The 15,519-nt window shown below is 32.6% G+C and carries 17 protein-coding genes and 2 riboswitches; of the genes, 4 read left to right on the top strand and 13 right to left on the bottom strand.

What is annotated here, in order from left to right:
• Positions 1-204: 204 nt before the first annotated feature.
• The 5 genes from OEV82_RS11700 to OEV82_RS11680 form a co-directional block, all read right to left on the bottom strand.
• Entirely contained in the window at positions 205-1,425 is a 1,221-nt protein-coding gene (locus tag OEV82_RS11700; RefSeq protein WP_263061975.1) for an IS110 family RNA-guided transposase, read from the bottom strand.
• 260 nt (positions 1,426-1,685) lie between these two features.
• Entirely contained in the window at positions 1,686-1,961 is a 276-nt protein-coding gene (locus tag OEV82_RS11695; protein WP_173661341.1) for an amphi-Trp domain-containing protein, read from the bottom strand.
• Between the two features lie 503 nt (positions 1,962-2,464).
• On the bottom strand, positions 2,465-2,950 hold the full coding sequence (queF, locus tag OEV82_RS11690) for a preQ(1) synthase (RefSeq protein ID WP_173661343.1): 486 nt from the start codon (positions 2,948-2,950) through the stop codon (positions 2,465-2,467).
• Positions 2,951-3,052: 102 nt separating this feature from the next.
• A riboswitch (PreQ1 riboswitch) is annotated at positions 3,053-3,098 on the bottom strand.
• Between the two features lie 72 nt (positions 3,099-3,170).
• On the bottom strand, positions 3,171-3,602 hold the full coding sequence (locus tag OEV82_RS11685) for a VOC family protein (RefSeq protein WP_263061974.1): 432 nt from the start codon (positions 3,600-3,602) through the stop codon (positions 3,171-3,173).
• Positions 3,603-3,967: 365 nt separating this feature from the next.
• A complete protein-coding gene (locus OEV82_RS11680) occupies positions 3,968-4,330 on the bottom strand; it encodes a nuclear transport factor 2 family protein (protein ID WP_263061973.1) in 363 nt (120 codons plus the stop codon).
• A 621-nt stretch (positions 4,331-4,951) separates the two neighbouring features.
• On the opposite strand from OEV82_RS11680, the gene OEV82_RS11675 reads away from it, so the two are divergent.
• On the top strand, positions 4,952-5,506 hold the full coding sequence (locus OEV82_RS11675) for a CDP-alcohol phosphatidyltransferase family protein (protein ID WP_173659220.1): 555 nt from the start codon (positions 4,952-4,954) through the stop codon (positions 5,504-5,506).
• 261 nt (positions 5,507-5,767) lie between these two features.
• Positions 5,768-6,520 carry a (S)-benzoin forming benzil reductase gene (locus OEV82_RS11670; protein WP_173659222.1) on the top strand — a complete coding sequence of 251 codons (753 nt, stop codon included), beginning with the start codon at positions 5,768-5,770 and terminating at the stop codon, positions 6,518-6,520.
• A gap of 69 nt (positions 6,521-6,589) precedes the next feature.
• On the opposite strand, the gene OEV82_RS11665 is transcribed toward OEV82_RS11670, so the two are convergent.
• Positions 6,590-7,141, bottom strand: a complete 552-nt coding sequence (locus tag OEV82_RS11665) for a DJ-1/PfpI family protein (protein ID WP_173659224.1) — start codon at positions 7,139-7,141, stop codon at positions 6,590-6,592.
• Positions 7,142-7,272: 131 nt separating this feature from the next.
• On the opposite strand from OEV82_RS11665, the gene OEV82_RS11660 reads away from it, so the two are divergent.
• Positions 7,273-8,139, top strand: a complete 867-nt coding sequence (locus OEV82_RS11660; RefSeq protein ID WP_173659254.1) for a fructosamine kinase family protein — start codon at positions 7,273-7,275, stop codon at positions 8,137-8,139.
• 95 nt (positions 8,140-8,234) lie between these two features.
• Here the strand turns inward: OEV82_RS11660 and OEV82_RS11655 are convergent, their stop codons facing one another.
• A complete protein-coding gene (locus tag OEV82_RS11655) occupies positions 8,235-8,798 on the bottom strand; it encodes an NADPH-dependent FMN reductase (protein WP_263061972.1) in 564 nt (187 codons plus the stop codon).
• A gap of 278 nt (positions 8,799-9,076) precedes the next feature.
• Here OEV82_RS11655 and rlmN point away from each other — a divergent pair, with 278 nt between their 5' ends.
• Positions 9,077-10,138, top strand: a complete 1,062-nt coding sequence (gene rlmN / locus OEV82_RS11650; protein WP_173659228.1) for a 23S rRNA (adenine(2503)-C(2))-methyltransferase RlmN — start codon at positions 9,077-9,079, stop codon at positions 10,136-10,138.
• A gap of 49 nt (positions 10,139-10,187) precedes the next feature.
• Here the strand turns inward: rlmN and OEV82_RS11645 are convergent, their stop codons facing one another.
• The 6 genes from OEV82_RS11645 to OEV82_RS11620 form a co-directional block, all read right to left on the bottom strand.
• Positions 10,188-10,430 carry a hypothetical protein gene (locus OEV82_RS11645; RefSeq protein ID WP_173659230.1) on the bottom strand — a complete coding sequence of 81 codons (243 nt, stop codon included), beginning with the start codon at positions 10,428-10,430 and terminating at the stop codon, positions 10,188-10,190.
• A 698-nt stretch (positions 10,431-11,128) separates the two neighbouring features.
• The gene (locus OEV82_RS11640) at positions 11,129-11,878 is read right to left on the bottom strand and encodes an ABC transporter ATP-binding protein (RefSeq protein ID WP_263061971.1); all 750 of its coding nucleotides are present in this window, start codon (positions 11,876-11,878) and stop codon (positions 11,129-11,131) included.
• A complete protein-coding gene (locus OEV82_RS11635) occupies positions 11,871-12,641 on the bottom strand; it encodes an ABC transporter permease (RefSeq protein ID WP_173659234.1) in 771 nt (256 codons plus the stop codon). Before OEV82_RS11635 ends, OEV82_RS11640 begins: the two co-directional genes overlap by 8 nt.
• A complete protein-coding gene (locus OEV82_RS11630; protein WP_173659236.1) occupies positions 12,641-12,934 on the bottom strand; it encodes a thiamine-binding protein in 294 nt (97 codons plus the stop codon). Before OEV82_RS11630 ends, OEV82_RS11635 begins: the two co-directional genes overlap by 1 nt.
• Before the next feature lie 11 nt (positions 12,935-12,945).
• The gene (locus tag OEV82_RS11625) at positions 12,946-13,944 is read right to left on the bottom strand and encodes an ABC transporter substrate-binding protein (RefSeq protein WP_263061970.1); all 999 of its coding nucleotides are present in this window, start codon (positions 13,942-13,944) and stop codon (positions 12,946-12,948) included.
• A 200-nt stretch (positions 13,945-14,144) separates the two neighbouring features.
• Positions 14,145-14,253: riboswitch (TPP riboswitch) on the bottom strand.
• 437 nt (positions 14,254-14,690) lie between these two features.
• Positions 14,691-15,518: an SDR family oxidoreductase gene (locus OEV82_RS11620; protein WP_263061969.1), complete on the bottom strand. Its 828-nt coding sequence runs from the start codon at positions 15,516-15,518 to the stop codon at positions 14,691-14,693.
• Position 15,519: the final 1 nt, after the last annotated feature.

The following is a 15,519-nucleotide window of genomic DNA, read 5'->3' as shown; positions in this document are numbered from 1 at the left end:
TCCTTTCTGTTGAATGTTGTCTCCTCAACTTCATTCTACAAAAAAGGACGATTTTTTTGTACCATTAAATAGCAAAAGGGCTAGACCGAAGGTCAATTAAAAATTGACTTTTCGGACAGCCCCAAAATAAATTTTCGCATGACAAATAGACCTCACGATTTCCATTTTTTTCGCCAGGTCTTTGTGATATAATCTTACTTACGATTACTGATGCATTGTTGCCTTTTCGTAATCGTATTTCAGATTATGTGTGATAAGGTGATAAGCCGATTTCAAGAACTTATTCACGCATGCTATGGACGCAACTTTATGAGGTTTCCTCTGGGGTTGCGTTTTTAATTTATCATAATAATCTACAATATGATTTTGTGTATTTTTCCGTAGTTGGATCATGGTCTGGATCATGTAAAATAGAATCTTTCTAAGTTTGTTATTTCCTCTTTTATTAATCTTGTCTTTATAAAAGGTATTCCCAGATTGATATCTCATAATATCAATACCGACGTAAGCATTCAGTTGTTTATGGTTTTTGAATCGTCGAATATCTCCTAGTTCTCCAATTAAACGAACTGCAGTCGTTTCTCCGATTCCTGGAAATGAAATTAAAATCTGATACTCTTGTTTATCTTTCGATAATTTAACCATCTTTTGGACAAGTTGATCTCTTTTCTCCTTCAAGTCTGCAATCCGTTTGGCATAATCCCGCACTTGTTCACAGCGAATATCATCTTTTGAAATTGCTGGATACGCTTCTTTTGCTGCTTCGATTAAAGCGATCCCTTTTTCTTCAGCACGTGCCAATGATAAGTTTTTTCTTGTGTTGGCTTTTAAACGATTACGAATCACTGTTTTTGAACAAACTAACACATGATCCGGATGAGAGTATAATTGAACGACATTTAAAAATAAAGCAGAACGTTTACTGAATAGCTTTTCTAACTCAGGAAAACTCAATTGTAGAATCGCATGTAAACGACTATATAAATGCGTCATTTCACTACTTAATTCATCATAATATCTCGTCATTGCACGCATTTGTTTATAATATTCCTCTTCTTGATAAGTTTGTTCACGTTCAGCTCTAAAGTGAGTTTTCGCAAGTTCATGAGCGTCGCTTTTATCTGTTTTTTGTCTCCTCATTGAAGCCATTTGAATATTCGCTTCGAGTGGGTTAACTCGATAATACATATAACCTTGATCACCTAAGAATCGTTCTAGTGGTTTTGAATATACGCCTGTTGCTTCAAAGACAATATCAGGTGCCTGTCCATCTTTTTGTGTTAAAGATATAAGGGTTTCGTTTAATTTCTCGAAAGAGTAACGGTTATGGGTTATTTCACCCTCATATTCGCATTGACGATAACGGTCGTAAATGACCATTGTACTTTTCCCCATACTGACATCAAATGCCACTACGTGTTTCATATTTTCTGCCTCTCCTTTTTAGCCAAACATAGAAGTTCTTCACATTGCCTTATCGATTCCATTTTCTTATACACGGTCTCTTCGGACCCAACATACTAAACTGATTCAAATAAGGATGTGAAGTTGGTCTGTTTTTAATACGGACTCTATTTGGTCCCAGGGGCTGTTCGACCTTCCTTCACTTCTACTATAAAAAAATAGTAGCACAAACCTTGGCCTAGGTCTGTACTACTAATGTTAGTATGTTTTTAATATTTATACTATAAAATTTTCATTGTCTTTTTTTCTTCTCCTTCATACCAATCGAATTCAATTTCAAACGAGTGTTTATCTCCTTTCACTTCATATTCAAATTCTACTTTTATATCATCCGTCGGACTAATGACAATTTCTTCATTTCCTTGCATAAATACGAATTTCTGTTCTTCCCTTAATTTTTTTGCTATTGTTTCAAGGGTCGTTGCAAGTTGTTGGAGATTTTGGTTTTCTTTATGTTTTAACAAAACTTGTGTTCTAGGTTGATTTTGTTGTTCCATAAACATCCTCCCTATCAATCATTAATCAAAATATATTCCTAAAAGTATAATCAACAAAATAGTACTTATTCGACATTTTACAATAGCTCTTAATTCTATTTAAAAAATTGGACTTGAACGGTTAGAGTTGAAAAGGTTAAAGAAATCCCTTCTTTTTCATTTTCTGATAAACGGAGTTTAAACACAAAAAAGTCTGAGCTTACTAAAAACAAACGCTTATGTTAGTTCATTTATTTTTAGTGTAACCCAGACTAACAATTTTTATATGGCATATTTTTCCTTAAACATGATAAAGATAAATACACTCCTTGTAATTGATTTTACTCATGTATTTGATACAAGTTCTCATCCTTAGATTTATCATATTGGTTTTGTTGAAAACTCAAAATAAATGTTAAAAGATTTATATAATATTTAACAGGAAAAAAGATTGTTTTTGGTGGAAAATTGTCAATAAATGATTTAAAAAAATAACGAAGCCTTCTCCCATTTACCCTGTGAATTTAACGGTTATCCACTTTTTCAGGATATAAATCGTGATTCATCATACGGAAATTCGCCATTTCTTCATATTTTGTTCCTGGTTTTCCATAATTACAATACGGGTCAATGGAAATTCCACCACGAGGTGTAAATTTCCCCCAAACTTCAATATAACGAGGTTCTAACAATTTAATTAAATCATTCATGATAATATTGACACAATCTTCATGAAAGTCTCCGTGGTTACGAAAACTAAATAAATATAGTTTCAAAGATTTACTTTCTACTAATTTTTTATCTGGAATATAAGAAATATAAATTGTTGCAAAGTCTGGTTGATTCGTTATTGGACAAAGACTAGTAAATTCAGGACAATTAAACTTCACAAAATAATCACGATTGGAATGTTTATTTTCAACCGCTTCTAAAAGTTCAGGTGCATATTCGTATACATATTTTGTGCCCTGATTCCCTAGTAAAGATACTTCTTGTTTTTCTCTTCCCATAAAAAAATCCTCCTTTGATTGTGCAGGAGGAGGTTCACATAACGAAGTTAACTTCGGATACAAATAAAAAGCCCTGTCCTATGGACAAGGTTATAATATGTATGATCCATAGTTTTTTATAGAGGGTTTCGCTATGAACCTCTCCCGCATTATACGGGTATTTTATTCTACAATATTTTATCATATATGTTAACCATTCGCATGTCAAGGTTGAGAACCATTAGTTGTTATTTGAATTTTCTACTGAAATTTGCCACTTCACTCCGAATTTATCTGTAACTTGACCATATGCTTCACTCCAATCCGTTGATTGCAATGGCATAATAGCCTCTCCGTCTGCTTGCAGGCGTTCATATATTTTTTCTGCTTTTGCCTTATCATCTAGGACAATTGCAATCGTTAAATTTGAGCCCACTTCAAACGGTTCTCCCGGGGAGTTATCAGATATCATTAACTCGGAATTTTCAATGCGTAATTGTGCATGCAACACAAGATCTTTCATCTCTTCTGGTACTTTAAAATCAGGGCTATCTGGAAGATCTCCATAAGTTTGAAAATTCGATAGCTCCGCTCCTAGCGCCTCTTGATAAAATTTAACTGCTTCTTTGCCGTTTCCATTTGTAATGATATATGGTATTAAGCTAAGTGTCACATAATCACCCCATTGGATTTAATTTAACAATTAAAAGCTTATCCCTTTTTCTTTTTTTTCATACAAGACAGATAAATAAACACTATTATCTTTTTCATATGGTGATCTTTGCAAATATACAAGTTTTTTCATTTCCACAAGATGACTTCTTCAACTAAGAAATTTTTCAATATTATATACAATATTGTCATCTAACATGTTTTTGATTTAAATAGATTAATCAAATGGATACAATTCTCTCTTCGTCTATGTCAGGGGAGATTAAATATTTATTACGGACTTGATTTATGGACAGTTCTTTGACAAGGAACAAACTATTTTATAACCTACGATCCTTTTAAAGACATTTATCTAAAAAGTTTTGATCAAACATTTTTTGTTTTTGTTCCTTGATGAAAAACCATCTTCCATTCACCGTCAAATTGCTTCCAGATGGAACTTCGTAAAGAATATTCGTTTGTAATCTCGTTAAAGATTTGATAAGTTGCTAATACAACCTCGTCTGATAATCGGTGTATTTCAAATTCACTCATTTTCATCTTAACAATGCCAATTCCGTCTTCTGGTATTTCTTCTTCCTTAAACAAAACTCTACCTGAACTGCCAAATTCAAAAAAATTATCAGCAAGTATTTTTTTTAATTCCGTTCGTGACGTTCGAATTTCTGGACTTAATAAATTCTCTTCTAATTGTCTAATATGTTCTTTTAATTTTATTTCACTCCCCATATTGATATCTCCTCTCAATATTGATTAGATTCATGTGGGTAAATTGCTTATAATAAGCCTATCTACTATTTTAACAGTGAATAAAAATCACTATTTTTTTGTATTTTCATTATAATCGAAACAAAACAAACGATTCAACAATTTCATTAACTCATTCATCTATACATATATATTTTTTCCGTAGATTTCAAACTTAAGTTAATGAATTCAGATTTATTTCTTGTTTTGTGGATTATGCAAAAACTCATCATTAAATTTTATTAACGAGTTACAACATCATAGTTTTTAATCTTATTATCGTTCATCTTTTATTAACTTATTTTTACATAGTTTGAGTTTCATAAATATTTCAAGATACTGAGCGGCATGTTCTTCCATTTAAAAGATTATATTAATTGTCATTTAAATAATTTTTCATTCATCATATACCGTAAATATCGTAACAAAAACCAATGATTATACACATAAGTAATCGCATATTTTGATCAGTCCCATTGAAGCTTCTTCCTTTATGATTTATAACCAATTTTATATTCTATAAAAATAATTCTAAAGAATACAATCATTTCCAAACCCAATATAATATAATATGTATTATACAAGCTTTAGGAGGATCATAAATTGCGATTAACGACTAAAGAAATTTTTACCATACCTAACTGTTTATCCTATATAAGGATTATTTTACTCCCCATTTTTATTTATATATATTCAACTGCAAATGAAACGTCGGACTATTACTTAGCAGCTGTGATTATTCTATTTTCTGCACTAACAGATTTATTCGACGGTCTCATCGCTCGCAAATTTAATCAAATAACGGAACTTGGTAAAGCCTTAGACCCAATTGCTGATAAATTACAGCAAGCAGCCATTGCAATTTGTCTAATGTTCAAATTTCACTACATGTGGATTATTTTCGCTTTATTTGTTGTAAAGGAGTTATTTATGGGAATCAATGGACTCATTTTACTAAAAAAAGGAAAAAAGCTGGACGGTGCCATGTGGTTCGGCAAAGTCTCAACAGCTGTCTTTTATATGGCAATGTTATCATTGATTGCCTTTCCTAATTTGGATTCTTCTATTGCCAACTTTTTAATGGGAATCACGTTTACTTTTCTAGCTTTATCATTTTTACTATATATTCCTATTTTTATAAAATTGTATAGAGAATAAATCTTAAGTCAATAAAGTAACGGAACAACTGATGAATACGAAGGATTCAAAATGGATAAACAATATACTTACCAAAAGATGCATAGATATGGAGAACAGTATGTCAATGTTAAAAGAAAAAAGCTGAAACAAAAATACTCCTACGAAGATTGAGTCCTAAAAACTTTAAAACGTGCTTGACGAATTAGTCTTCAAGCATCATTTATTTTACAGACATTTTTTGCGATAATGAAAATAATATAATTTTGGAGGGAAGTATAAATGCATACATATATTATTACAGGGGCTTCAAAGGGGATCGGTTTTTCACTGGCAAAGCAATTAATAATTGAAGGAAATGAGCTTATTTGTATTGCGAGAACAACGAACGAAAAATTAACACAACTTGCAAAAGCTAAAAACGTTCCTCTTACATTTATACAATGCGATTTAGCAAACCTCCCTGATGTTGCCAATTTGATGGATAAAATTATAGGTTCAATAAAGAATTCACCTTCGTCTGTTACACTTATCAATAACGCAGGAATAATTGAACCGATTGGTCGGGTTGAAAATAATGGAGCAGAAAAAATAGCAAAAAATATAGCCGTTAATTTAACAGCACCTATGATATTAACATCCGAATTTATCAATACATTTCGAGAAAGTAATATTGACAAAAAAGTAATTAATATTTCTTCAGGAGCAGGTAGAAAACCATATTCTGGATGGAGTAGTTATTGCAGTAGTAAAGCCGGACTAGACCATTTTACCAGAGTTATAGATGTTGAACAACGCGACAAACCTTATGGGGTAAAAGCCATCTCGCTTGCACCAGGAATTATTGATACCGATATGCAGACAAAAATTCGTCAATCAGATAAAAGTGATTTTGAACGTGTTGAAACTTTTATTCAATATAAAGAAAAGGGTGAGTTAAGTTCACCTGATCAAACTGCTGCCAAGATTATCGAGATTATGAAGCGAACAGATTTCCGATTACTTGATCCTATACTTGATCTTCGTAACTTTTAAGAGTGTAAAAAAATTCATTAATAAAAGGTCTCTTTACTAAGTTTAAGAGACCTTTTCGATATCCCATGATTATTTATCAAGTAACTTTAAAAACTCACGCATAAACACAGGTAAATCTGGCCAAGCATGCGCAGAAACTAAATTTCCATCAACATGGTAAGTTGTGTCGCTTACATATGTACCACCAGCAAGCTCGACCCCAGGTTTACATGCCGTATATGCAGTCAACGTTCTTCCGTTAATAACTTCAGGGATAGCCTCAAATATTTGTGAAGCATGACATATCGCACCAATCGGCTTATTTTCTGCAAAGAAATGCTTCACAATGGATTGCACTTTTTCATCTAGACGTAGATATTCAGGAGCTCGACCTCCTGGAATTAGCAATGCATCAAATTCTGCAGGCTTAATATCGCTAATCAGTGCATTTGGTTCAATGAAGTAAGCTTGTTTCTCTTCATATGTATCCCAACCAGTAAAGTCATGAACTACTGTTTGTAATTTTTCCTTTTTAGGTGCAGCAATCGTTACATCATAACCTTCCTCAACTAGCCGATAATAAGGATAATAAATTTCTAAAGCCTCAACTGCATCTCCAGCAAGAATTAAAACTTTACTCAATTTTTAAATCCCCCCTTATTTATGATGACTAAGTTTAGTATATTCTTAATTTTACAAAAACACAACAAACAAACATTGTCATTGTACAAAATATTTATTAATGTTATAGACAGAACGATAGAAAAGTGGTGATAAAAATGAAAGACATTTTTCAAAAAGCTTTACAATCAATTGGAGACGATTCCACACTTTTAAATGTGAAACCTGTTTCTGGTGGTGATATCAATGAGGCCTACTTACTGCGGACAGAAAAACAACAATACTTTATGAAATTTAGAAAAAATGCTCCTAAACACTTTTTTAAATTAGAAAAAATAGGATTAGAATCAATTAAAAATACAAATACAATTGCCGTTCCAACTGTTTTTAAACGGGAAGAAAATGATCATTTCGGATACCTATTAATGGAATGGATTGAAGGAGATCGTACCGATAAAACGGGTGAATTATTAGGAAGAAATTTAGCCTTGATGCATCAATGTACAGGCCCTGGTTTTGGTTACTCAAAAGATACATATATCGGCAATCTGTTACAACCGAATGATTTTTATAATAATTGGATTGATTATTATCGCGAGTGTCGACTTGTACCACAAATTCAACGTGCATACAAAAACAATTATCTTTCACTTCAAATACGAAAGAAATGTGAACGATTACTTGAACGGCTTGAGGAGTGGATACCACCAAAAAGTAAGGCATCCCTATTACACGGAGATTTATGGGGAGGAAATTGGCTGACAGGTAAAAACGGGATTCCATACTTAATTGATCCTTCAATTCTTTACGGTGATCATGAATTTGAAATTGCGTTTACAGAACTTTTCGGAGGCTTTCCTACAGAATTTTATAAAGCCTACAACGAAGTCATGCCACTTTCACTAGAATATGGCGAACGAAAACTACTCTATCAACTATACTATCTATTTGTTCATTTAAATTTATTTGGTACAACTTATTTAGAATCCGTTACAAGAATTGTACATAAATATATATAAAATAAGCCTGATGCATGAGTACAGCACCCCAAAAGTTATAGTAAAAAACTTAACTTTTGGGGTTCACATCAAAGACCTAGGCTTTTTTATTTGAATTAACGAACAGTTTTAAGTGCACGGCTCCAGTTAATTAGTTGATCCAACATACCGTTTATGTTTTCATCATGATAAGCAGCTGGTTTGAATTCGCTCATATTTTCGAAATCAGCCATTAAAGAGAAAGTAACTGCTGTACGCACTGTTGCTACTTGCAGTTCTGCTAAAATTAACCGTAATTGTTCATGAGCACGTGTTCCACCTAAAGAACCGTATCCTACGAATCCAGCAGCTTTATTATTCACTTCTGCATTTAAATAGTCAATTGCATTTTTAAGAGCAGCACCTGGTGCATGATTGTATTCAGGAGTAACGAATACAAAACCATCGAATGAAGCCATTTTTTCAGACCAAGCTTTTGCAGCAGCTTGTTGTGTTTCAGTTGTTTTTGCATCATATAAAAATGCTAAATCGTAGTCCGCAATATCAACTAATTCATAAGTAACACCCTCATCGTTACGGGCGAGAGCTTTTTCATATACGTATTTTGCAACTTGTTCAGCGTTACGGCCATTGCGGTTACTTCCAATTACGAATGCTATTTTAATATTTTCTTTTGTCATTGTAATATCCTCCCTTTGTTCTTTACCAAATAAATTACTGAAAAAACCCATGATGCAGTACTCCTTAAATTGTTTTGTTTGATTTCAAATATCGCTAATTAATAATATTTGAAATCAACATTCTCTATATTAACATATTAAATTGGTTTGTCAAGTAATTCATTATGAATATTTGGTTGAAAATTTCCATGATTATAATAAGTGATGACGACTAGCATTCTTAATCAATTTTCGCTACAATAAAACTTATGAAACGTAGAATGGAAAGAGGGTTATTTATGAATAAGCAATCCATTTATGGATTAACAATAGAGGCATTGGCCGATTGGATGGTTGAACATGGTCAGAAACAATATCGAGCACAACAAGTATGGGATTGGTTATATAAAAAGCGGATAACAAGCTTTCAAGAGATGAAGAATGTAAACAAAGAAACCATTCAACTTTTAGAAGAGAATTTTGAAATTAGCACATTAAATGTTCAAGTTAAACAAGAGTCTAAAGATGGTACAGTGAAATTCTTACTTCAACTAAAGGATGGAAATATAATTGAAACGGTACTAATGAGACAACATTATGGTTTGTCTGTTTGTGTAACAACTCAAGTTGGTTGCAATATTGGTTGTTCTTTTTGTGCCAGTGGTATTCTACGGAAAAACCGTGATTTGCAAGCAGGAGAAATAGTTGAACAAATTATGCAAGTACAACGTCATCTTGATGGCCTTGGAAAGGGAGAACGAGTGAGCCATGTCGTTGTAATGGGAATTGGCGAACCGCTTGATAACTTTGATAATTTGACAACATTCTTAAGAATCATTAATCATCCAAAAGCTTTTGCGATCGGTGCGAGACACATTACCGTTTCTACAAGTGGTATCGTACCAAAAATATATAAGTTTGCTGATTTAGATCTTCGTGTTAATTTAGCTGTTTCCTTACATGCACCAAATAATGAATTACGTTCACAAATTATGAAAATCAACCGAGCATTTCCAATTGAAAAGTTATTTGAAGCAATTAAATATTACTTATCGAAAAAGAATCGTCGTATAACATTTGAATATATTTTATTAGATGATGTTAACGATCATGTTGAGGAAGCAGAACAATTGGCTGCTCTATTAAAAGATATTAGTAAGCTATCCTACGTTAACTTAATTCCATATAATCCAGTTAGTGAACATATCCAATATCGACGGAGTAAAAAGGAAAATATTTTAAAATTCTATGATACATTGAAGAAAAACGGTATTAATTGTGTCATTCGTCAAGAGCTAGGAACGGATATTGATGCAGCATGTGGACAATTACGTAGCAAACATTTGAAGAAAGCAAATTAGTTGAGTTCACTTATTTTTAATTAAAAAGGCTAGATCATGGTTACAAGATCTAGCCTTTTTTATTTCCTAATTTCAAAAAAATCAACTCTTCAATTTGACTTTTCAATTGTAATTGTTTTCGTGGATATAATTTCAAACGTTTTACATTTGTACGCCCGATATGAGTACGAATCTCTTCATTATCTTCTATTATTTTACGAAAATCTTCTACTTCATAGATCTCTTTAAACCAAGGAAAATCTAATAATAATACAATATTTTCGTTAATTTCTTTTTCAGTAGGCTCTTTCACCGGTCTCAATAAATTTATTAGAAAATCAGTTAATGACGGAATGATAAAACACCCCCAAAACTATCTATTTTTAGTTCTGTGCTTGCTATTAGTGCAGGTGCTATTTTCAATATAATTACCTTTATAAAAATATATAATTGGTATTAAGGATAACTAATATACTTCCTATAAAAATGATAAGAAGAAGGCTAATTAATATCATTTTTTCAAATATGGTTATTTGGTTTTTATTGTTCATAAATAATCGATTATATGTTAAGGTAAGCATGATTAAATTGATAATTAAGCAGACACTAGTTGTCTAAGTTTGATTGTTGTAGATAGCTACAACGTCAGAAATAATGAATGAAATTATTATTGCTATTAAATAATAATAATAATAATAAAAGGCATCTAATAGTCTTTTCATAAAAAGATTAATCATCCTTAAATTATATCTTTTAATCTTGGAGATGTAAAAATATATGTCTAATATTCTTTAAATTATGATACTAAAAAAATCAGAATTTTCTAAATATTTTATAGAAAAATTAATATACTTCGCAATAAAAAGGATAAACATGAAATTGGCATGCATCTCCTTAAATAAATAGAAACACTTCTCTTTTATTCTAATGAAAGGGGGGATTTTTTAATTCAGTTAGCACATTCATAAACCGAGAATAATACATTACTAACTGTAACTTTAAAATGGTTTATTAATGTTTGTTAACTGAATGCTTTTTAATTTCATCATAGATTTGCTTTTTCCATTGTAAAAAATCAGTAGAGTGTAGTATTTCTTCTTTTCTTGGTCTTAAAAAGGGAACGATAAATTCCTTTTGGACAGTAGCTGGCTTATTTGACAAAACAATAATCCGATCGGACAAGTATAACGCTTCATCAATATTATGGGTGATAAAAAGAATGGTTCGTTTATACTCTTGCCAAATTGAAAGCAGCCATTTTTGCATTTCGAAACGCGTAAACTCATCTAGGGCTGAGAAAGGCTCGTCCAGACAAATGAGGGATTGCGGACTAAGTAAACTTCGAATAAAGGATACCCTTTGCTTCATCCCACCTGATAATTCGTAAGGGAAATGTTTTTCATAACCTTTAAGTCCTGCTTTTTCAAGCATTTCATAGGCTTTTTTATGATCGTGTTTCCTAGCGATCTCTTGTCCAAGTAATACATTGTCCAAAATATTTCTCCAAGGCATTAAAGCTGGTGTTTGTGGCATATAACTGATAAAACCACGCTTACCTGTAATTTCTTTTCCATCAAATTGAATGGATCCCTTATCAGGTAACAAAATACCACCGATTAAGTTAAACAGTGTGCTTTTTCCACTACCTGATGGTCCTAAAATGGAAATAAATTCACCTTCTTTAACTGTAAAGGTAACATCATAGAGGATTTTTTGGTTACCAAAGGATTTGGTTATATGATTTAGTACTAATTTACTCACGGTTATTTTCCTCCCTTGGCCGCCAACGAATCATCCATTTTTCAAACATCATTATAGCTCCTAACAATAGTAAGCTAATTAGAATGATAAAAATGATGGCGACAAATACGCGATCTGTACGGAAAGACGATTGGGATAATTGCATATAAACTCCAATTCCCTTACTAGCTCCTAACCATTCAGATATAACAGCTCCCATGACACTATACGTCGCAGATATTTTGATTCCAGAAAATAATGATGGTAGAGCATTCGGCCACTCTAGTTTCCAAAAAATTTGCTTTTTCGTTGCTCCAGCCATTTTCATATAATTCATAATATCACGATCAATTTGCTTGAAACCATCTAATAAGGCTATTGTAATCGGGAAAAAACAAACTAAGATAATGACAATGATTTTCGGAAGCATACCAAATCCAAACCATATTACCAGTAATGGAGCAAGTACTATAATTGGAATATTTTGTGAAATAATAAGAAGTGGATAAAAAGCTTCTCTTAAAAATGGAACAATATGCAAAATGGTACCTGTAACAATACCGATGGCACAACCGAGCAAAAGACCAATAATACATAATTGGATCGTTGGCCAAAGATGTTCTAAATACACGTCTGTTCCATGTACAAGTTCAATAAATATGTGTGATGGTGATGGAAGTAGCCATTGTTCAATATTAAAGATCTTAACAAAAAACTCCCAAATGATGAATAAAAGAAGGAGAACCGAAGTTGGTCTCCATCCTTTGATTATTAGTGTTTTCATTATCTGTACTTTTCAGTCAATTGGTCCATTGACGCCCCTTCTTCTGGATTAAAATACACTTTAATTTGTGAAATGATACTTGGTGCACCAAGTTCAACCATCCGCTCATTCATTTTTTCAACAATAGCAAGTAGTTCATGTAAATCGCCTTCCATTGTCGTCTCCAACGGATTTACTTGATATTTAACACCAGAGTTTATTATTACGGAAATTGCCTCGTCAATATATGGAATAGGGTCTCCCCCATTTTTCGTACGTGGTATGATTTGAATACTAACTAACGCATTAGCCATTCTGTTCACTCCTATTCAGGTAAAAATTCATTCGTAAATGCTTTTTCTGCCTCTAATTCTTTTTCCATTAAACCATTTTCAAACATCCAATCAGCATAATTTTTCCAAACCTCTAACTTTTGTTCACCCCAACGTGGAGCATCATCTTGATACTTTGCTGATAGCCATTCTTGGCTTTTTCGTACTAATTCTGCGTCTAATTCCGGAACTGCATCAATTAAAAGGTTAGCTGCTTCTTCTGGATTTTTAATGGCAAATTCATATCCTTTGGCTACTGCGGCAATAAACTTTCGAACAGTTTCTGGATTATCCGAAATTAGCTCTTCATTTGTAATAATGACCGGTGTATAGTAATCAAGTTTCTCGCTATAATCTGCTAACCATACCATATTGATCGGAATTTCTCTCATCTCCGCTTCTATACCAGTCCAACCATAATAAATCCAAAAGAAATCGATATTTTGTTGGAGCGCTGTAAAAAAATCTGTATTTCCGACATTGAGAATTTCTACTTTATCAATACTTGCTTTTTCTTGTTTCATTAATGACTCAATAACGGCTGCTTCTATTGGTGAGCCCCAACCACCATAAGTTTTTCCTTCAAAATCTTTTGGAGATGTAATATTTTGTTCTTTTAACGACGCAAATCCAGATGTATTATGTTGGATTATAGCTGCAATTGAAACTAATGGGATATCTTGAGTTCTAGCAAGGGTAACTCCTTCTTGGTAACTGATACCAAAATCGGCTTGAGCTGAAGCAACTAAATTTTCTGCCGTTGCTTCTCCAGGCATAATAATTTCAACATCAAGTCCCTCTTCTTCAAAAAAACCTTTATCCTGTGCGACATACAAACCAGTATGATTCGTATTTGGTGTCCAGTCTAACACGAGTTTGACTTTTTCTAACCCCTCATTTGATTCATTGTTATTTGGTGATCCCTCTTGTTCATTATTGCCACAACCAGCAAGTAAACCAAGACAGATCAACAATGAAAAAATTTTCTTCATTTGATTTCCCTCTCTTTTTTCTTGATTATTTTTAAGTTTTGCATAAAATACCATAACTAAACTAAGTTTGAGAGAAACCAATTAAAACGTTTGAGATACTGGTTAACGATGGCCAAAAGTATATAAGGAAAGAAGAAATTACCTTATGAATGAAAAAAACCTAGGAACAACCTAGGGCTTACACATAGCATATGTAAATTTATTTACATAAGTATGTTCCCTACGCTGGTATTAGCCAGATCAGGTTCAAGGGTCTACATCTAACGGATGTACTCTCAACCAGCATCACTGGTTCCCCTACAAACTTATTAATAGTTACGACATTTTTCTACATATTACTCTGCCATAAATTTCACATAAAGGCAATTATTTTTATATGCACTTATTGTAAGAACTGTATCAATAAATTTGATTATGTATACTTGTCGATAAAATTGGGTTAGGATTATTTGTTCAAGGTATCCAACAAATTATCTTTTAGAGGGATATCTAAGATCGTGTTCATCTTCACCTAGTGTCGAGTTCGAAGACATTTCCATCGCTTTCCCTCGTCTTATTGTCATAATATCTCGAATACAATTCAACAATTTTGAATTGTTGCCTCATTCCTTACTTAGCTCATTTAACAAATCATCGATCTAAGCATAAAGTTTATATTTATTTTTTTGTTAATGATTTTTTTCATAATGAAAAGATATCCTCTAATCTATCTCCCTTCAATTATTTTAGTCATGCTCGACTGGAATTTACTTTTTTATCGCTTTAATTACAATGGTTTCAATAAACCTCCATGGAATTAAAGCTTTCCCTAATGTAACAAATCGAGTTATTCCACCGATCGGATAGCGCAATTTAGGACGTTTTGAATGAACAATTTTTAAAATAAGTTGAACGACTTGAATCGGATCTTGTGCATTTATTGCTGATTGTTCAGCCTGTTCTAGTAATTTCTTTTGAAATAAGGAACGGTCATCTTTTTTAGTAATTCGACTCAAGCCTTTCTTCCATATATTTGTTTGATAAGATGCAGGCTCAACGATTGTAACCCAAATGTTCTCATCTAACAGTTCCAGTCGTAAACTTTCACTCCAGCCTTCGAGGGCAAATTTTGATGATGTATACGGAGAAAGACCAGGAAAGCCGAACAAACCACTAACACTGCTAATATTAATTATCTTTCCCCCACCATTATTTTGTATCAAAGGAAGAAAGGTGCGTGTTACACGAATATGTCCAAAAACATTCGTCTGAAACTGTTCAATCCACATATCATCCGTTACTTCTTCAAAAAATCCCCCTTGGGCATAACCTGCATTGTTTATTAAAAGATCAATCTTATTGAATTTATATCTCACTTGTTCATATGCTTTTTCCACTTCATTCGATTTTGTAATATCCATCTGAACACATTCGATTTGATTTTCAACTTTTGCTTCTTTTGCTTTGTTTAGCAAATCATTTCGATTTTTTAAATCCCGCATTGTAGCAAATACAAAGTAACCTGCTTTTGCTAATTCAATCGATGTTAATAAACCAAACCCACTATTCGTTCCGGTAATAACTGCAATTTTCAAT

Origin of the sequence: Pallidibacillus thermolactis (genome assembly GCF_025660415.1) — a bacterium.
In the GTDB taxonomy this organism is placed as follows: domain Bacteria; phylum Bacillota; class Bacilli; order Bacillales; family Caldibacillaceae; genus Pallidibacillus; species Pallidibacillus thermolactis.
Note: the sequence above shows the minus strand (reverse complement) of the source record. Positions and strands in the feature narration are given on the sequence as shown.